This window comes from Pseudomonas sp. KB_15, from assembly GCF_052114525.1.
Taxonomy (GTDB): Bacteria; Pseudomonadota; Gammaproteobacteria; order Pseudomonadales; family Pseudomonadaceae; genus Aquipseudomonas.
Genome location: NZ_JBFREX010000005.1, coordinates 199532 through 217101 on the forward strand (window position 1 = coordinate 199532; position 17570 = coordinate 217101).

The following is a 17570-nucleotide window of genomic DNA, read 5'->3' on the forward strand; positions in this document are numbered from 1 at the left end:
TACTCCAGAAAAAGTAAACCCCGCTCGGGGCGGGGTTGGGGAAGTTTCAGATGGGCTATCGAACGATGATGAATCGCTCGGCCAGGGCTTGCTCGGCGGCGGGATCAAGCCCGGTCAGATGGGCTTCACTGACTTCCGCCAAGCGCACGACGGCCCGCGCACGGCGGGTAACATCAGACTCGCCCAAGAGCCCGAACAGGATGCAGGCTGCGTGTTCGCTGCCGTTTTCAGCCTCCGGGTCGTACGGCGTAAAAAATCCTGTCGCCGTGACCAGACCGAGCACCTGTCCAGGCATCAGCGCAGGACCGGCTGCGACGTTGATCACCTCGCGGGAAATTTGCCCGGCACCTTCGGACAGCAGGAACTCACCGGCGTGAACCGGTTCGCGTTGGATGTGACTCATGAATGTGCTCCTCGAGCAGTGTTGGGATTACCACCGTGAGCAGCTTTGCGCGCCGCCCAGATCGAACCGGAATTGGGTTGTTTGGCTTGGGACTGCAGCGGCTTGTCGTCGTCCAGCGGCAGGCTGTTATCAATCTCGAAGCCTTTGCCACTGCTGACGATCTTGTCGAACAAGCGCGCCCGAACCGCCGCCGCATCCAAGCCGGCCGCGACATACTCGGCACTGAATTCAGGCAATCGCGCTGCAACGCACAGGTCATTCACGGCCTTGGCGCGGGTTAAACCGGCTTGCACGATTTCTTCGCTTTCAAGCTTGGTCGAGCTGAGCAGTGGCGCGACCAGGTTGCTGATCCCCGCCTCAGCGCAACGCTGGGTGATCATCAGCGCCAGCTTGGTCGAGTCGACCACGGGCGGCGTCGGCGGCGTGTCTTCAGGCTCAGTGTCCGGATCCGGCTCCTCCGGCGCGTCAAGTTGGGCCAGCAACTCGGCCGGCGCACGCTGGTAACGCTGCAGCACCGCGCCCTGGCCTAGACAGGCCTTGACCTTGACGCCGTCCCCGACTTCGTCGGCCAAACCCAACGCCACCGCTTCGTTGGCCGTCAGCCAAGTTTCCGCAGAAACCAGTCGACGCAGTTCCTCCTCGTCAATGTTGGGCGCTTTCGACTTGTAGGAAGCGATGATTGCCTCCGTCGTCTGGTCGAGCACATCGGCGACCTTGCGAAAGTCCTCGGCATCGCCGGCCACGTGGGTCCAGGGGTTATGAATCATCATCATGGCATTGGCCGCGATCACTACCCGATGGGCACCGCATACGGCGACGCTGGCGGCACTGGCGGCCAATGCATCAATGCGGCCAGTACAACGCTCACCCAGCCGAGCCAGAGCGTTATGCATGGCCAGACCGTCGAACAGATCACCACCAATGCTGTTGAAGGCCGCAATCACCGGCGACACGCCGTCATCCATGGCTCGCAAGTCCCGGGAGAACTGATTCGCGGTAATGCCCCAACCGCCAATCTCGCCATAGACAAATACTTCGATAGTGCGCTGATTTGCTTCACCGCTGGCTTGCAACGCATACCAACTCTTGTCCTCGACTTTGACCAGCTTTCCGGCCTTGTCATAAATGCGCGGGCGGGTTTTCTTGCTCATTCTTGCTCCTTGTCGTCGATCTTTTCGAGGATGGCGAGAGTGTTGTAATTGAGGCCAAGCGCGGTGGCACGGGCCAGGTCGGCGGCGTTTTCTGCATCGACGGTTTCAGCGTCGTAGCCGGTGCGCAAGACCATTTCGCTGCGTGATGCAAAGCCGGCCTGCACCTCCATGCGTCGAGCCTGAACGTCCTGCACCGGTTGGATGTAAGCCCAGCCTTGTGGCACCCAACGGGTCCGCAAATATTCACGACGGCGTTGCGCGTAGTCCTCCAGCACCAGGACACCGGACAGCACCGCCATGTCCATCCAGGCCGCGCGCACTGGGCGGCACAGCTGGTGTACGTAAACACCAAATTGCAGCTGCTCCAGCCGCCGCCGAAACTCGTTGAGCACCACGCGTAATGCACGGTCGTTAATCTCGCGCATGTCGCCAGTGAGGATCTCGTAAGGCGTGCCGGTGCCGGCTGCCGCCGCCATCAGTTGCTGTCGCATGAAGTCCGGATAGTTGTTACCGGCATCCGGCGGCTTGGAAAACTCGACTTCTTCACCGGGTCCCAGCTCCTGCATGGTGCCGGGCTCCAGCGCCACCATCGGCGTGAAGCCGTCGTGATCGAGGTTCAAGGGTTGGCCGGTGACCGGATCCCGGGGTGTGGGTCCTGAATCCGGTGCCGGCCGGCTGATGAAACCGGCAAACAGGTTGGCCACTTCCTGGCGGAACAACACCGCGTCGTCGTAATTGTCGAGACTGCGCAGGCGCTTGAGCACCGGTGACAATCGAGGCACGCCGCGCAACTGGCCGGGCTCGACCGGCTCAAAGATGTGCAACACCTGCGAGGCAGGCACCCGCACCAGCTGGTTGTAACCGGCGTTCAACGACGACGCATCACGCGGATGCGCCAGATACATCCAATACGCCACCCGCTTTCCACCTGGAGTGAACTCGATCCCGGCGCGGATAATGTTGCCGGCTTTGGTTGTTTCGAACTTGTCATGCGGCACGAACTCCGGGGCCAGAATCTGGAGCTGGAGCGGAACCGCGAGACCTTCATCCAGACCGCGAGGTCGCAGTCGTACAAAACATTCGCCTGATGTTTCAACCGTTCGAGCCACCAACGCCTGCTGGCCGTAGAAATCGGTGCGCTCATCGGCGTCCGATTCATCAACCCAGTCATCCCACAGCTCCTGCAGAATCTTGCGCAGGACTTCATCGTCGGTTTTCGGTCGCGGCGTGATGCCGGTACCGATCAAGTTACTGACGCGCTTATCGATCACGTTGAAGGCATACGGGTCATTGCGAACCGCTGCCCGGGAGCGCGACCGCAAGTTACGCAGTGCCGGGGTGTTGATGCTGTTGATCCCGTTGTCGGGTGCATCCCAGCCAGTAGACCGTCGGCCCTCACCGGCGCCTTCGTAACTGGCCTTGATGTTCGACGGCAACACGAATCCGTTACGGGTGAGCGTCGGATAGTGGCGGGCCATTAGAGTCCTTTGCCTCCGTGATACAACCGAACCACCCGAGAGCGTGGCCCGGCTGCGCTGATCAGTGACGTACGGATTTCTTCACGCGCCTTGAGCAGCTCGTCGACGGTGCGGTACTCCACGGTACGGTCGGCGTAACGCACGGTTTTTTCACCGCGAGCTATCGCCGCCTCAACTGCGTCGAGGTGCTTCTGGGTAAATGACATATCAGCGTCTCTTCAGGTAACCGCTGCTGGAGCTGCGGCGTTGAGGTGGTGTTGCGGGTCGCGAGGGCACAACCGAAGCGGCGAGTTGTCGTGTTGATTGCGGTGCAGCAGCCGGATCTGTTTGACCGGTAGTGCTTACGCGTTCGCCTTGAATCGGTTTGATGCCCAAGGCTTCGTCGAACAGACCCGATTGCGCCAGCGACTGACGCACCCGCTCCCAGTCGTGTTCTTTGTAACGGTTGAGGCCCAGGTAATGCGCCATGGCCAGGCAGTACACCATCAGGTCGAGTGCTTCGTTACGCTCGGCCTTGCCCTTGACCCACTCGATGCGCTTGTGGCCGCGCACGTAGCGCGCGACCTTGCGCTCCGCAACGCACTGGTCGAAAAAGTCATCCGGCAGGTCATTAGCAAAGTGCAATGCACCAGGCCCGGCCTCGAACGGATAGCGGTTGTAGATCCAGTCCTTCGCCGTGTCGGTACCGACAAACCACAGTTCGGCACCGTTGCGTTCGGTCTGGCCCTTCCAGGTCACGTCAACCATCGAAGGCCGCTGAGCGATCACCGGTCTACCTGGCTTGCTCGCGCCCTTGATGGCGAACACGTTTCGCCAGCGACGAACGCGGCAGAACTGGTAGACCTCATCGGTGTGGTGACCACCAGAGTCGACGCCTGTGGCGAGAATGCCCAGACCCACACCGCACGGATGGCGATATTTAGCCTTGAGCAATTCATCCAACGCAGCCCATGTGCGTTCGTCTGCGGGATCGCCTGGCACCACCTGGAAGTCGACAATCCAACGCTCCATCCCGACACCCCAGCCCATCACCATGAATTCCAGGCGATTGGCTTGAACGTCGACGGCGCCGGTGAGCATCAACACACCGGCCGGTATCGAACCCAGACCATAGCTTTCCAACCGAGCGCGTTGTCTCAGCACATCGGCTTTGGTTTGCTCTTGTGCGCTGTCCCAGACCTTCGCCAGGCGGGTGTTGTAGAACACCTGCATGGGTTCAAGGTCGCCTTTGGCTTGGGCCTTCTTGGCTTTTTCGAACTGCTTGGCCAGTGATTTCCAGTCCATCCAGCCCAGCGGCGAATACAGCGCATTGAGGTGGAAACCCACTGTCTCGCCGTCACCTTCGGCGTGAGCCCGCCATTCGCCCTGGGCGAGCATTTCGCCCTTGTGGTACTCATCGATCAGCACGTCGCAGTCAGGACCGGCGCACTGGTAATGCACCACGCTGTAATCTATTGAGTAATGCAGGCGTTCCCATTCCAGAGTCTGCATGTGCCCACAGGTCGGGCACGGCACGTAGTAGTGACGCTGGTCGCTACCCTCGAATAGATCGGCGATCCGCGAGGCGCCTTTGATCGTTGGTGAGCTGGAGAAGTAAAACTTGGCGTTGCGGCCGAAGGTACTGCCGCGCGTTTCCGCCAGCTCAATGGGATCGCCCTCTTCGCCGATATCCACTTCCCAACGGTCTATCTCATCGCCGTAAACGTAGCGCGCCGAGAGCTCCGCCAGGTTGGCGGCGGAGCCGGCGGTGGTCACGTACAACGACCCTCCCTCGAACTCCTTGGTGTCCATGGTGTTGCGCGAGTCCCGCGAGCGACTAGAGGCCACACGTTCACGCAAGACCGGGGTGGCCTTGATGGTCTTACCGATCCGCGAGGACACCCGCTTGGCCAGACCGAGGCTCGGCAACAGCGTCAGGATATTGGAGGGCGCCATGTGGATCAGGCCGCCGATCCAGTTCAACGCAATCTGCGTTTTCATCAGCTGCGAGGCCACCATGGTGACCACGCGCTTGCAGGGGTGAGCCGGCGACAAGCAGCGCATCGGCTCGCGGGCATAGGGTGTACGTGAAGTGCGGTACTGGCCGGGCTCGGCCGCACCAGTGTCACGCGGGATGCGCATGTACTCGTCGGCCCACTCATCGATCCAGACGTCCGGGTCAGGATGAAGACCACGGAAATATGCCTCCCGGTACACCTCTGCACCGTCGGGGATTTCCGTGGGCATTGGTTTAACTCGTGGTCAGGGCGTGTTCAAGATCCGCCGAGGACAAGCGCTCTGCGTCCTCAAGCGAGCGACGAATAGCCGCCGTCAAATGCTTTTCGATCTGCCAGGGGTCGGTCATGACGGCGAGTTCCGGTGCAAGCTGCGGAGGCATGCCCAGCAGTTGGTCGCGCAGTAGTCGGCCCGCGTTATAGGCACCGGTTTCCACCGCGACGCGTTCCACCAGAGTTCCTTGCTGTTTGTGAAAGTTGGCTTGCTCTTGCAGGGCCAGATAATGCTCCCGCAGCGCCCGAGACTTTTGAAAGTCCACCGCCTGCCCGACTTGCGGCACCGCAGATTCTTCAGCGGTGATTTGAGCTTCCCGCTGAAGACGAAGGCGTTCGTGTCGGTCGGCAACGGCGGCTTTGCTTGGGTCGGCAGACTCGGCCAGCAGTGCTTCGGTGGCTTCGAGCTCCACCTTGCCATCCTCGGTCAGCACCAATCGGTCCTGATTAGCCAACTTGGACACATACGATTTGGCCCAGCCACGCCGTGCGGCGAACTCCGTTTTACTGATTACAGTCATGATGGAATGTCCTGTTCACCCCATGAATTCGGGGGTTCACCTGTTCACCCCAGTTCACTAAGCTGGTGAACCGTCCGCTAACACTTTCCCGCGGGTTTCCGACCCCGTACCCACCGGATAACCCCAGGGTCCCCGGCGATTTCAGGCCGACCCGCCGCTAGTTGGGGGCAGATCGGAAATGCCCAACCGCTTCGCCGCCCAGCGTTCGTACAACCCAATGGCAACATCGGCGCCGGCCATGGCTGTCAAACATCCGATGCCCCCTGCCGCCACAATTGAAACCCCGGCGGCATGCAACAGCATCATCGTCGACAGCCCACACGCAACGCAGGCACCAGACCGAAGTGCCAACCGCCGCACCAGCGGCCAACCTCGCACACCAGCCTTGTCTGCCCGCCACATCTCGCCGGACACGCCGCCGACCAGCGACAGGACAATCACCATCCAAACCGGCATATCTACCAACGCCTGTTGCTCATTCGTCATCGCCTTCCCCATAAACGCAAAAACCCGACGCAATGGCCGGGTTTGGTGGTGTGGTGCCTGCCGCTCTCTGCGGTCGCACCTATCGAAGATGACTACTTTTTACAGGTCGATTCCGGTGGCAGCAACCCCGGTTTAATGCCACCCGGCGAATAAGTGGGTAACACCGGGTGAACGCCTAACGAATGTCGGCGAATATCCCACCCCGGCATTCTGCAGTTTCGGCGGCGTCCCATCTGTCCTACCATTCGGAATCGGAGTGGGACGCCTGGGAGAACCTAAATTCGGGGCTTCGCCCCACTGTCCTACTTATCTCTTTCCTTCTCGTGTAAAGGAAGAATTTAAATAACACGCATGCGCGTGAACCGCGCGTACTGCTGCCCGCTACGCTTACACGGGCGGGAGGCACTTGGTGGCGGGACGGTGGGACAGCCCAACAAAGACAAGGCCCGCACCTGTCCCACTGCATCAGAATGCAGCGAGACAAGACGGGCCAATGGGACAACAACAGCCGAGGTCATGCCTGGGGTCACGCAGCCATCCCCATTAACATGCCAAATATGTGCAGATGCGCGTCATGCAGACGCTGGTAATACGTGTCGCGACCACAACCGCAGTGCGCATACCGTAAGCGCATGTCGATATCGAAATTGCAGTAGTGCTCCCGCACGACCTTCTCCAGGTCGGCGCTCAGGTGCTTGGTCACAATCAGCTCAATGTCGAGAGAGCTTTCCAGCGGCGCACGGCTTGCGCGCCGGCCACGGATCAATTGACCGTTGCTCTCCATCATCATGGCGACCATGTTGCCCCCAGCAAGCCCGCCTTTCGACAGGTCGGAATGCAGCTCCTGCGCCCACAACCTGAGCAGCGAATCGACTTCCTTAATCAAAGCAAGGCTCCTCGAACGCTTCTCGCTGCAACGCCGAGGCACCACCCCACCCTGCCGGTTTCTTGTAAGCCCAAGGCCGCTGCCCACTCTTAACCAACGCGGGCAAACGCACACGACGCCACCCCAACCGATGCATGATCGCCCCCACCCGCATCTGCTCCGGCTTGCCCCAATGCCCATAATCCAACTTCAACGCACTGGTCAGCACATCACTGCCGGTGGTGGTCTCGCCGATCTGCGACTCTTCGAGCCAGGTCAGAATCGGCCCTTCCCACTCATCCACCACAAAGCGCTCATCCTGCTCCTCGCCGAACATTGCCGCTTCATCCAGCGTCACCCACCAAAGGTCGCCCGCGTCATAACAGAACACCGCCTCGGCCCACAGCTGATCGCGCATCGTGCGCAACAACTCTAGATCCACCTTGGTACAGGCCACAGGCCAATAACGCCGGTTACCCGTGGCGTCCTTCAGATACTCGTCCTGGTTGGTCGTACCCACAAATACACACTGGCGTGGCACGTCCATGGTTCTGCGGCCATAACTCTCGCGATAGGTGTCGGTGGACGCCGAGAAAAACTGCTTAGCCTTGGTGCTTTCAGCCTTGTTGAAGCTATCCAGCTCCCCCAACTCAACAATCCACTTGCCCCGGATCGCCTGAAAGCCGTCCTTGTCACCCAGCGCAAACGGCGTATCCATGAACCACTCGCCGCCGAGAATACTCATCGCCGTCGATTTACCCGCGCCTTGAGCGCCTTCCAGAATCATCACCGAGTCAGCCTTACAGCCTGGCTTCATCACCCGGGCCACGGCAGACATCATCCAACGCTTGCCGACCTTCGAAGAGTAATCAGTGGCCTTAACGCCCATGACATCCGTAAGCCAGCTTTCGAGACGTGGTACACGATCCCACTCCAGCTTGCGCAGGTACTGACGCACTGGATGAAATGCATGGTCATGCGCAACGACGCTCACCGCCTCGATCACATGCGAGGCTTTCACCCGTAAGTTGTACTGCTGCGCGAGCCACTTCATCACCCGCACATCATCAATGTCCGCCCAATCACCAGTGCCGCCGCCATAAGGTGCAGCGCGCAGTTTCACGATCTTCGAACTGAACGCGCTGTAACTGATCACCCCAGCCCAGCGCTCGTCATTGGCCAGAATCAGCTCGACGTTCTGCATATGCGCAATCAGAGCACCGCTCTCACTGCGGGCCAGCATGTCTTTCCAACCACCTGCAGCCGGTGGTTTGACCACCGCCAACACCTGGCGGCGCACCGCTTCCAAACCCTCGGCAACATGCAGGTCGTTGAAGTCGGTCCACTTGTCCTCCCGCTCACTGGAGAAGATCGGCGCGACCACCTGGCCACCGACGATCAGTGCGGCATTGTTCGCCTTCTCTTCACCGGGGTTCCATGGCTCGCCATTCGGCCGTTTGGTCTTCCAGTCATCGTCCCGGCACACAATCAGCGGGCAACCAGGGAAGCGCTCGCGCATGGCCTTGCACACCACCAGCAAATTGCCCGCATCGAAGGCGATGGCCACCGTCAGCGAGGTCGCCATGTGCAGGCTGGCGCCGGTGGCGTAGCCCTCACACACCAATACCGGCTCACCCGGCTCTGGGTGCGGCCCGATCAGGTGGAAAGCACCCTCCTTCGACATGCCGTACGGCCAATAGGATTTGTCCCGGCCGGTGTCCTCCTGCTTGGATGGAAAAATCACCTGCAGGCCGACAATCTGATCGCGAACGTTGCACATAGGCACCAAAAGCGCGCCGGAGTGCGGTGCATATCGAACGCCGAAACCAACGATCTGCTTTCGATCCAGATAGTCGCTGCGGCCCTTCTCCGGCATGCGTTTGAACAGCCCCGCTGCCCGTTTCGCCGCACGACGGGCCGCGTTGGCAGCGATCTCGGCAGCACGACGTTTGGCTTCCTCCTGCCGAGCTCGTATCACCTCACGTTCTTCTGGCGACATCCGCCCGGCTTTGACTTTGATCTTCTGTGTCTCACCCGAACGCCAATCACCAAAGCTGCCGAAAATCAGCGTCTCGCCTTTCTCCGTTCGGTGCTCGTGGACAACATACCAACCGTTCTTTTCCTTGCCCATGTCCTGCGCCGTTTTACAGCGGGTCAGCTTGCCGAAAATCAGCGGCTGCTCAGGCTCAAGGCCATAGTCTGCGAATTGCCCCAACACCTCATCGAGCATGGCGAGCCTCCCGCTGTTCATCTATAGACTGGCACTGTACGCACTGCGTGCAACCCGGAGATGCGACTCGGCGTGCATCAGGAATCGGGTCGTCGCACCCTTCGCAGAACAAAAACGAATGAACCACCGACGTAGACTTGGCGGCATTACGCGCCGCCAGCGCCTGATCGATCCGCTCCTGCACCAGGTCGTTAGCGAAATCAGCAATATCAGCCACGATCAGCACCCCGCGTCGTCTGGTTAACGTACGTGGCGCGGTTGAACATCCCCAGCAGCCCCTGAATCCCCCGAAACACCTGCAGGCGAATCGCGGCGAGTTCATCGTCGGTCACCACCCCATCGCCGATACTCTTGGCCCAGGTATCAGCCAAATCCGCCACCTGCCGGAAGTACTCAGCAATCCCTGTGGTCAGCGTTTCGGGCATGTCGTTGGTGTACGCCTCGGCCAGCTCCTGCCAGGTCGTATCACCTACCAAGGCATGCACCGCATCCAGAATGCGGCGATCCTTGGTCAACTCCAGGATCTCGCCGAATTCCTGAATGTTCACCGTATGGCTGGGATGGGTTGGGGAAAGCTTGTGCTGCAGCGTGGTGGCGTTTCTGCCGGTGGTGGCGGCGATGGCAGCGGCACCGCCCGGGTAATCCCGAGCGGCATGGTAAAGCGCGAGGTCGAGCGGCAGAACTTCCCGCTGCGCCCGCTCAACAGAACTCAAAGCGATTCGGCTCATGGCATTAATCCTTAACAGTTGCCAGTGCCGCGCGACATGCAGTGGTGATACATTTGCCGCGTGGCTTGAAAGGGCCCAAACGCCGGCTAGATCTTCAGGATCGACACCGGCACCGTGCCGGGGCGAACAATCCTTTGTTCACCCCTGGCGCAACCGCTGCCCAATCTGTGGTGGAAAAGGCAGCAACACCAAGGCATTCCGTGCCTTGGAAAGCGCAGTAAAGGGAGGTGGTTAGCATGTGGTGTGCCCGCCTACCTTTACTGCGACCCGACAGCGCTGTGGTGGTGCGTGTCGGGAGGAACTGGGCGGCCTTTGGGTCGCCTTTTTTCTTGCTAAGCAGCGGTTTTTTGAGGAGCCGACGCATTCAGCAACCAAGCGGCATGGAAAGCGTTGCCTTTCTTCTTCGCCGCAGTAGCCAACAGCTCAGCGTATTTGGTTTCACCGGTGTAATCCGTTCGCGGCAGACATGCAGCCTGACGCCATTTGTTCAATGCCTGATAGCTTCTATTGCATACCTTCGCGGCGGCCCCGATGCCGCCTACGGCCTCAAACGCGAACGCAATGGCGTTCGGAAAATCTGCGGGGTCCAACATGACAGCCTCCATTTATCAACTTACGGTTGATGTTATAGATCAACTGACTATTGCGCAACCTTTATGAGACTCTCAACTCATGGTTGATAAAAATGCACTCCGCGCAGCTTTCAGCGAGCGCCTACACGAAGCCCTCGACGATGCCGGCGTACGTAGCCGAGGCCGTGGTGTGGACATTCACCGCCAGTTACAGAGCTTGGGGGTTGAGAAAACTACGCAAGCCATCAGCAAATGGTTGAACGGCGAAGCTATGGCAGAAGCAGATAGCATGACTGCGCTCTGCTCGTGGCTGAACGTACGCCGGGAGTGGTTGGAGTACGGTGTTTTGCCTAAAGAACAAACCAGCGGTAGAAATAGTCATCAGCCCGCCGTCAGTGGTGGGAGCAACGTCAGCGAAGTTAGACAACGCTTTGGAAAAGTACCGTTGATTTCTTGGGTTCAGGCCGGCGCTTGGTGCGAAGCGATTTCAAATTTTGAGGCTTACGATGCTGACTCCTGGTTGTCTTGCCCTGTACCGATTAGCAACCAAGGATACGCATTGAAAGTAATGGGCGACTCGATGACAAATCCTGCCCCAGGCCGCAGTTACCCAACGGGTTGTATTATATTTGTAGATCCGGAAGCAGAAACCAAAACAGGAGATCGCGTCATAGCCCGGGTTCCTAGAACCAATGAAGCCACATTTAAAGTTCTAGTTTCAGATGCAGGGCGTCAATATTTGAAACCCATCAATCCTCAATATCCAATAATCGATATTACAGAGGAAACTCACATATGTGGTAAAGTAGTTGGCTCATTCATTCCGGAATAGAGAGCCAACTTTATAAATCACAATTCCTCTACGGTTTTTGACTCCCACTCAGGGGCATGCAGTAAAACTGCAACTTTATCTTTTGCCCCCCACAATGCGGTCGTACTCCCCCAATATATGAAGTGCGCCGTACGCTCACCACTAAGTTCTTTCTCACTATTAGCCCCGGCCTTTGAGTAAATTACAACAAGATCACCGGCAGCGAGCTTTTTCGATGCAAGCCAAAGGGTATTGTGCACTTTCGTAGTTGGAACACCATTAGTCCCGCACCCCGTCCTAAGAATCACGTAGTCAGCAATATCGGTATTCTTTAGAACCTTTATAACTAATCTTTCTTTGGTCAAATCACCTTTATCAGCGATCGACTGAAGTTTTAAGTTCATATTTTCACCGCTTTCGCACCAATACCAGACGCTACGAGTAGGACTCCAAAAGCCAGAAGAAGGTAAGGTGTGACACCCCCCGCGTTCCAAACGTTCGGGGCGTAACCTATTGCCGCTGCCCCTACAGTGATGCTTCCCAGAGACAAAACCTCGAGGGCAACGTTGGTTTTGAATTTCTCAGTCAACACTGCGACTGCCTTATCTACACGATGATACTCTTCCCTAAATGAAGCCAGTTCTGACTTGTCCTCCTCCAATCTATCAAGATCGTCTAATATCAGTTTCAGTACCGCAGGCGATGAAAACTCTTTCTCACTGAGTTCTCGTCTAGCGCTAGTTAAAGATTTACGTTGCCCCCTTTTTTTAGCCTCAATAGGTTGACTTTGTACTGACGAGATATGAGGTGTAACTTCTTGCTCTGATGGCGCTGGTTCAATAGCCTCTGCCTCTGTAGGTGCCAGCTCTACATGCGCATCGTCAACCGACTCGCTGGGCACAGCGGGATGTGTAGGTATCAATATACTCACTCCATACTTTCTTAAGGCAACATCCCTAATAAAAGAATAAATATTTATGCAAACTTACACGTTTTTTGAACCACCTTCAAGCAGCTCATATTGTTAAAAACACGATTAACTAACCCATCTCAAAATAGGAAACTTGTTCAATCTACAGATCAATGAACGAAAAATAACAATCGATAAATCAACCAAAGGTTGACATTTAGCAACCACTGGTTGATATTTGCCCCACTCTTCCACCACAGAGCGAGGCAACATCATGCACACCATTACAACCTTACACGTCCATCCGGCCACAGCTAACCCCTTCCGCATCTTCGAAATTCGCCGCCTAGCCCGTGAATGCGGCTGCTCGTTTGCTCCCACCAAACCAAAGCAGAAAGCCCCCACCGCGCCCACCAAATTCGAACCTAACGGCGGGGGGCACGCAGCATGAGCAAATTCAAACTCGACAACCGCACCCTGCAGTTGCTCAACGCCCAGGTGAACCTGACCGAGACCTTCAACCACGTATTGCGGTCCGCACCCAAGCGTGAAGGCGTGGCCTTCCGCCTCAAGGTTGAACGTGGCACAGCAGAGACCATTTTCGTCGTCGAACTGGGCAGTGAACGCCACACGCTGACCTTGAACAACGAAAAGAAAATGCACCTCAAGCTGGCCGATTTTATCGAAGAAATCGCCAACGGCCCTTTCTACCCGAGCAACACGGACGACTTGGTGCACCTGCCTCACGCAAGCCGCAAATACGGCCGGTTTGATCTCCAGGACAAGCAACGCGTGTTCGAACTGGTCATCACCGGCGGCACCCTGAGCCTCGACTTGGGTTTCGAACTGCCCATCCATATCGCGATCCACCGCACCCATACCCGCCCTGGTGTCACCACCATCCTGAGCATCGGTGTAAAGAGTCCACGCACCAAATGCTTCACCGTGTGCGGCACCGATGTCGAGATCTACTGCAAGGTCGTCGAGTCCATTAACCATCTGGCTGCTGTGGCGACACCTGCCGCACACGCCGCATGAGGGGGATGCCATGGAACGCACGCTCGCTCAAGCCGCCAGCCAACTTGCCCTGACCCGGCCAAAGCTCATCAAATTGATGCGCGAAAAGGACCTGCTCAACGAACGGAACCTGCCGTCCTACCCCGCCCGTGATCGCGACTATCTGCGGGTCAAGGACGGCCACTGGTATCACGATCAACTCGGCATGCAGTACAGCCAATCAACCCGGGTCAAACAACCCGGCATTCGCTGGCTGGCCGAGCAACTGGGATTGGCGCTACCCGACATCCCGGTAGACACCCGTGACGTGGCCTAGGGAATACGCCCGCCAGATCATCGCCATGCGGACACGAGAGGAGCGCAATGCCGCGCTCCTCGAAGTACCCGAGCATCTGCGCGAGCTGACCAAACGCCACTGCCTGAACGCCTGGAACCATCCGGCAAGAACACCACGCAAGGAGGCCCAACAAAGCCATGAGTAACGCAGCACAAAACCCACTCCGCCTGCACCCTGCACCGGAGTCAGCCACCGTCGAATTGCTCTACCGCATCTTCGGCGACGTCCTGATCCCGCTGGACAAAGTGCGCGAGCAGTATTTCCGCAACCTCAACGAGCAATCGTTCGTAGCCGAGATCAGCAGCGGCCGCATCCAGCTTCCCATCACCACGCTGGACACCAGCCGCAAGGCACCGAAGTACGCACATATCCGGCACGTCGCCTCATTGATCGACATCCGTGCCTATAAGGCCGACGAAGACATGCAGCGACAGCAGGAAGAGACCAACGAGTAACACCCACAAACCGAACGGCTGCCACCACCAGCCGATGAAATCACCAGGAGCACACCACATGACCGCAATTCAAATCTGCGCACTGATCGTCCTCATCTTGCTCATCGCCCTCACCTATTGGGCCGGCTACCGCGGCGGCCTCATCGACGGACGCGTAGAGGGCATTGATGAAGGCATGGCCATCCAACAATCCGACAACTCGCAAACCGTCCGCAACCTGGAGCTTTCACTTAACCAGGCTCGGAAACACCACCAACAACTGTACGCCCGCCATGAGAGCGCACTGGCCACTTCGAAACTGGGGGAACCAGAACGTAAAACCCTGCTGGCCATCGCGGAAAAACTCAGGATCGCCGCCGAGACATTCGCCGCATTCCGCACCGGCAAAAAACTCGAACGTGAGTCTGTCGCGCTTCGCGAACAAGCGCTCGCCATGGCCGCCCTGCTGGAGCCAGTAGAACAGGAGGCAGCATGAGCCAGATCCTCACCAATACCGGCAAGCGCTTCGACTTACTCGACCCAAACGCCAAAACGAGCCTCGACGCGCAGGAAACAAACAGCCTCTGCTGCGCAGCAGCAGGCATTATTGCCCCTCTCAGCGCCACTGCCGAGGCACTTATACCCCACGAAAAGCTGCGCAGGGCAGCGACACCTGATGCAACGCTAATTGCTCAAAATGGCCCGCTCGCGCAGCCTGTCGTGGGGTATAAACCACTTCTGCATGTTCAGGACGTTCTGAAGCAGGAAGCCGTCAAGGTCGCTCAGATTGATGAACGCGTCGAGTTCGAGAAAGAGTTTCCAGTACCTGAGGGGCTGCAGTATTGCAAACAACGTGGGACGTACATTACGCCCCCTGGTGCGAGCACGTCTGCCAAATTTTCGCGTGAGCATTATGCGTACAGAGCAGGTTATTCCGCGTGGATGCGTCGAGCTTGGAAGCACGCCGTTCTGGTCGACCAGCAGCCTACAGGCCGAGAGTGCGCTAATAATCCGTTGCTTCTATTCATTGATGGCGTGTGCGCAGAGGAGGCTCCCAAACCAGCTAAGGCCGGCGAGTCCTTTATGCTCAGCAACGCTTCAATATCAGTACAGCCAGTGGCCGCCGTCTTAAATGTGGCTCAGTGGGAGGAGGAGCAATGAACACCTTATTTTTACTGATGGCCCAATACAATGCTCAAGCCGTAATACCATTAGCCCGTGTTTGCGAGGATTATATGCATCTGACTGTCGAAAAATTCAAACTGAAATGTTTATCAGGAGAAATTGATCTACCGATTGTTCGACTAGGAGCTGACAGTCAAAAAGCAGCTTTAGGCGTATATCTAAAAGACCTTGCAGACTACATTGACAAGCAGAGAGAAAAAGCCGCCAAAGAACAAAACAAATTCATGGGCAGAGCCGCATAACAAAAAGCCGACTTGAAAAATAAGTCGGCCTTTTTTGAGTATCTCAATGCTAAGAGTCAGCCGCTTTGGTCACTGGTTGGCCGGCGTTGGCGGACTTTGAGTGACTCCAGGCTTCATTTCCACCCCCTCATTGAACACCTCAGCTTTTGGCGCAATTACTTCGGGAGGCCTAGGCTTAGCTGCAGCGGCGGGCTTGGCTGCTGCAGGTTTTTTGACCGCCGGTTTGGCCGCTGGTTTGGCTGCGACAGGTTTGGCCGCTGGCTTGGCTGCAACAGATTTGGCTGCGGCAGGTTTGGCCGCTGGCTTGGCTGCAACAGGTTTGGCTGCGGCAGGTTTGGCCGCTGGCTTGGCTGCAACAGGTTTGGCTGCGGCAGGTTTGGCCGCTGGCTTGGCTGCAGATTTGGCTGCTGGCTTAGCTGCGGCAGGTTTGGCCGCTGCGGCAGGCTTCGCAACTAACCTACCACCAGAAGCAGTTTTCGCCGCCGCCGGTTTAGCGGTATACCCATGACCGCGCGCCCTATGAACCTCTACCGCTTTCAGTTGGCGGACTACGAGCTCTTGTTTACTTTGCGTATCCACTTCAAGCATTTGAAGTAGACTTAAATAAGCCTTACCAACAATAGGGGAACTTAAAAATTCTTCTAATGCAGCACCAAGCTCAGCCTTGCTTTTTGAAATTATTTCACGCTGTTCAAATTGCAATACAAAAGTAAAGCCTTTGGGTTGTTGCACCCAATTTGCGAGCCTTATTTTTTTACTGGAATCTTTCATAGAACGCATAAAAATTGCGCCGTTAGATTGATTCTGTGAGCGAGGCGGGGTACCCGCCAACACATCTAATGCCGCTGACGCGCTGGAGATGAACGAGTCATTACGTTCTATAGTAAAATCACCATGGGTAGCTTCCAAAAACTTATTGGACAGCTCTGAAAAAATCTCGTCAATTTCAAGCTGATATTTATTTAGATCTTTAGCTGCCCTGACGCCTCGCTTGAAAGCCCCCACGAAATCAAACATATCAGACCCTCATAACTTTTGTTGAAACTGGTAAATGATCAGAAACCGAACTCCAATCTTCAAAATAACGGCCAAACTCAACCAGAGAGTAGATTTTAGTAGAGCACTCCGAAAGGTGCCACTGATTCTGACCAAAAAATGATGAAGAAAACAATATCTGATCGAACGTCTTCCAATAAGTCATTTCTCTATTTTGCTTATAATAGCAAGTACCGTAAGGATAATTCCACAACGGCTGATCAGTATGCACATACGGAATCAATGCTCCCATCTCCCTCCAAAAGGGGTTGTACAACACACGCTTATTGGCCAGGACAAAGCTTGTATCGCGCGTAGCCTTCAGGTGGTGAGTCATTGAATCTTCGTACGGATCATCGTTGAAATCGCCCATCAGTATGACATGGGAGTTGTCACCACTCGTCTGAAACACCGTATTGATTGAGTCTCTGAGGGTGCTACCCAATCCCGCCCTATGAGGCTTTTCAGGCACCGAACGCCTACTCTGCCAATGCGAAAGATAAACGTTAAAAATAGATTCCTCACAAACACTAAATCTAACTTTAACTCCAGCCTTATAAAATATTCTAGCTTCGTCTCGCCGATCTACAAATTGGTGATCTAAATACTTTAATTTCTGCTCATTAATGATAACGCAAAAATCATTAACACTATTACCACTCGAACTATACAACGAGCAAACTCGAAAGTCTCTTACCTCTAACCCCTCCAGAAGCACCCCAATCGCTGATATCTCCAACGGACCGACCTCACACAGCCCTAACAAATCAATTTCGTCGTCAATAAGCAGGTGCCGCAATACGGTTAAAAACCCTTCAGCCTCTCTCTTGCCCTGTGCGCTTCTCTTCGTCGTCGGTGGAGACATCCCAGTGTTCCACCATGCAATATTTAATTCCAT

The 17570-nt window shown here is 56.5% G+C and carries 24 protein-coding genes; 8 read left to right on the forward strand and 16 right to left on the reverse strand.

Going from position 1 to position 17570, the window contains the following annotated elements:
• Window positions 1-55: 55 nt before the first annotated feature.
• The 12 genes from AB4Z35_RS09185 to AB4Z35_RS09240 all read right to left on the reverse strand — a co-directional run bounded on the left by AB4Z35_RS09185 (window position 56) and on the right by AB4Z35_RS09240 (window position 10722).
• Window positions 56-403, reverse strand: coding sequence for a head decoration protein (locus AB4Z35_RS09185; protein ID WP_442096745.1), 348 nt, complete (start codon window positions 401-403; stop codon window positions 56-58).
• Window positions 400-1554 carry a head maturation protease, ClpP-related gene (locus AB4Z35_RS09190; RefSeq protein WP_442096746.1) on the reverse strand — a complete coding sequence of 385 codons (1155 nt, stop codon included), beginning with the start codon at window positions 1552-1554 and terminating at the stop codon, window positions 400-402. The genes AB4Z35_RS09185 and AB4Z35_RS09190 overlap by 4 nt, the downstream gene beginning before the upstream one ends.
• Window positions 1551-3032: a phage portal protein gene (locus AB4Z35_RS09195; protein WP_442096747.1), complete on the reverse strand. Its 1482-nt coding sequence runs from the start codon at window positions 3030-3032 to the stop codon at window positions 1551-1553. Before AB4Z35_RS09195 ends, AB4Z35_RS09190 begins: the two co-directional genes overlap by 4 nt.
• Entirely contained in the window at window positions 3032-3238 is a 207-nt protein-coding gene (locus AB4Z35_RS09200) for a phage head-tail joining protein (RefSeq protein ID WP_442096748.1), read from the reverse strand. The genes AB4Z35_RS09195 and AB4Z35_RS09200 overlap by 1 nt, the downstream gene beginning before the upstream one ends.
• A gap of 1 nt (window position 3239) precedes the next feature.
• Window positions 3240-5258, reverse strand: a complete 2019-nt coding sequence (locus tag AB4Z35_RS09205) for a phage terminase large subunit family protein (protein ID WP_442096749.1) — start codon at window positions 5256-5258, stop codon at window positions 3240-3242.
• A 4-nt stretch (window positions 5259-5262) separates the two neighbouring features.
• Entirely contained in the window at window positions 5263-5820 is a 558-nt protein-coding gene (locus tag AB4Z35_RS09210; RefSeq protein WP_442096750.1) for a terminase small subunit, read from the reverse strand.
• 141 nt (window positions 5821-5961) lie between these two features.
• Window positions 5962-6306: a phage holin family protein gene (locus tag AB4Z35_RS09215; RefSeq protein ID WP_442096751.1), complete on the reverse strand. Its 345-nt coding sequence runs from the start codon at window positions 6304-6306 to the stop codon at window positions 5962-5964.
• A gap of 526 nt (window positions 6307-6832) precedes the next feature.
• Window positions 6833-7192: a PA0613 family protein gene (locus tag AB4Z35_RS09220; RefSeq protein ID WP_442096752.1), complete on the reverse strand. Its 360-nt coding sequence runs from the start codon at window positions 7190-7192 to the stop codon at window positions 6833-6835.
• Window positions 7185-9401, reverse strand: a complete 2217-nt coding sequence (locus AB4Z35_RS09225; protein ID WP_442096753.1) for a VapE domain-containing protein — start codon at window positions 9399-9401, stop codon at window positions 7185-7187. Before AB4Z35_RS09225 ends, AB4Z35_RS09220 begins: the two co-directional genes overlap by 8 nt.
• Window positions 9391-9618: a TraR/DksA family transcriptional regulator gene (locus AB4Z35_RS09230; RefSeq protein ID WP_442096754.1), complete on the reverse strand. Its 228-nt coding sequence runs from the start codon at window positions 9616-9618 to the stop codon at window positions 9391-9393. Before AB4Z35_RS09230 ends, AB4Z35_RS09225 begins: the two co-directional genes overlap by 11 nt.
• Window positions 9611-10129 (reverse strand): phage regulatory CII family protein, encoded by a 519-nt coding sequence (locus AB4Z35_RS09235; protein WP_065940031.1) that lies wholly within the window; start codon window positions 10127-10129, stop codon window positions 9611-9613. The genes AB4Z35_RS09230 and AB4Z35_RS09235 overlap by 8 nt, the downstream gene beginning before the upstream one ends.
• Window positions 10130-10461: 332 nt before the next feature.
• Window positions 10462-10722 (reverse strand): hypothetical protein, encoded by a 261-nt coding sequence (locus AB4Z35_RS09240; RefSeq protein ID WP_442096755.1) that lies wholly within the window; start codon window positions 10720-10722, stop codon window positions 10462-10464.
• Between the two features lie 79 nt (window positions 10723-10801).
• Between AB4Z35_RS09240 and AB4Z35_RS09245 the strand changes: the two genes are divergently transcribed.
• On the forward strand, window positions 10802-11533 hold the full coding sequence (locus AB4Z35_RS09245) for a S24 family peptidase (protein ID WP_442096756.1): 732 nt from the start codon (window positions 10802-10804) through the stop codon (window positions 11531-11533).
• A gap of 17 nt (window positions 11534-11550) precedes the next feature.
• Here the strand turns inward: AB4Z35_RS09245 and AB4Z35_RS09250 are convergent, their stop codons facing one another.
• Both AB4Z35_RS09250 and AB4Z35_RS09255 read right to left on the reverse strand, forming a co-directional pair.
• Window positions 11551-11916: a hypothetical protein gene (locus AB4Z35_RS09250; protein ID WP_442096757.1), complete on the reverse strand. Its 366-nt coding sequence runs from the start codon at window positions 11914-11916 to the stop codon at window positions 11551-11553.
• Window positions 11913-12443 carry a hypothetical protein gene (locus tag AB4Z35_RS09255; RefSeq protein ID WP_442096758.1) on the reverse strand — a complete coding sequence of 177 codons (531 nt, stop codon included), beginning with the start codon at window positions 12441-12443 and terminating at the stop codon, window positions 11913-11915. The genes AB4Z35_RS09250 and AB4Z35_RS09255 overlap by 4 nt, the downstream gene beginning before the upstream one ends.
• Window positions 12444-12869: 426 nt before the next feature.
• On the opposite strand from AB4Z35_RS09255, the gene AB4Z35_RS09260 reads away from it, so the two are divergent.
• Genes AB4Z35_RS09260 through AB4Z35_RS09290 form a run of 7 tightly spaced genes read left to right on the forward strand, consistent with a single transcriptional unit; the run spans window position 12870 to window position 15637 of the window.
• On the forward strand, window positions 12870-13460 hold the full coding sequence (locus tag AB4Z35_RS09260; protein ID WP_442096759.1) for a hypothetical protein: 591 nt from the start codon (window positions 12870-12872) through the stop codon (window positions 13458-13460).
• A gap of 10 nt (window positions 13461-13470) precedes the next feature.
• On the forward strand, window positions 13471-13755 hold the full coding sequence (locus AB4Z35_RS09265) for a phage antirepressor KilAC domain-containing protein (RefSeq protein WP_442096760.1): 285 nt from the start codon (window positions 13471-13473) through the stop codon (window positions 13753-13755).
• Window positions 13742-13921, forward strand: a complete 180-nt coding sequence (locus AB4Z35_RS09270; protein ID WP_442096761.1) for a hypothetical protein — start codon at window positions 13742-13744, stop codon at window positions 13919-13921. The genes AB4Z35_RS09265 and AB4Z35_RS09270 overlap by 14 nt, the downstream gene beginning before the upstream one ends.
• Window positions 13914-14231, forward strand: a complete 318-nt coding sequence (locus AB4Z35_RS09275) for a pyocin activator PrtN family protein (protein ID WP_442096762.1) — start codon at window positions 13914-13916, stop codon at window positions 14229-14231. Before AB4Z35_RS09270 ends, AB4Z35_RS09275 begins: the two co-directional genes overlap by 8 nt.
• A 58-nt stretch (window positions 14232-14289) precedes the next feature.
• On the forward strand, window positions 14290-14706 hold the full coding sequence (locus AB4Z35_RS09280) for a hypothetical protein (RefSeq protein ID WP_442096763.1): 417 nt from the start codon (window positions 14290-14292) through the stop codon (window positions 14704-14706).
• Window positions 14703-15371, forward strand: a complete 669-nt coding sequence (locus tag AB4Z35_RS09285) for a hypothetical protein (protein WP_442096764.1) — start codon at window positions 14703-14705, stop codon at window positions 15369-15371. The genes AB4Z35_RS09280 and AB4Z35_RS09285 overlap by 4 nt, the downstream gene beginning before the upstream one ends.
• On the forward strand, window positions 15368-15637 hold the full coding sequence (locus AB4Z35_RS09290) for a pyocin activator PrtN family protein (protein ID WP_442096765.1): 270 nt from the start codon (window positions 15368-15370) through the stop codon (window positions 15635-15637). The genes AB4Z35_RS09285 and AB4Z35_RS09290 overlap by 4 nt, the downstream gene beginning before the upstream one ends.
• Before the next feature lie 69 nt (window positions 15638-15706).
• On the opposite strand, the gene AB4Z35_RS09295 is transcribed toward AB4Z35_RS09290, so the two are convergent.
• The gene (locus AB4Z35_RS09295) at window positions 15707-16654 is read right to left on the reverse strand and encodes a hypothetical protein (RefSeq protein ID WP_442096766.1); all 948 of its coding nucleotides are present in this window, start codon (window positions 16652-16654) and stop codon (window positions 15707-15709) included.
• Window position 16655: 1 nt separating this feature from the next.
• A complete protein-coding gene (locus AB4Z35_RS09300) occupies window positions 16656-17570 on the reverse strand; it encodes an endonuclease/exonuclease/phosphatase family protein (protein WP_442096767.1) in 915 nt (304 codons plus the stop codon).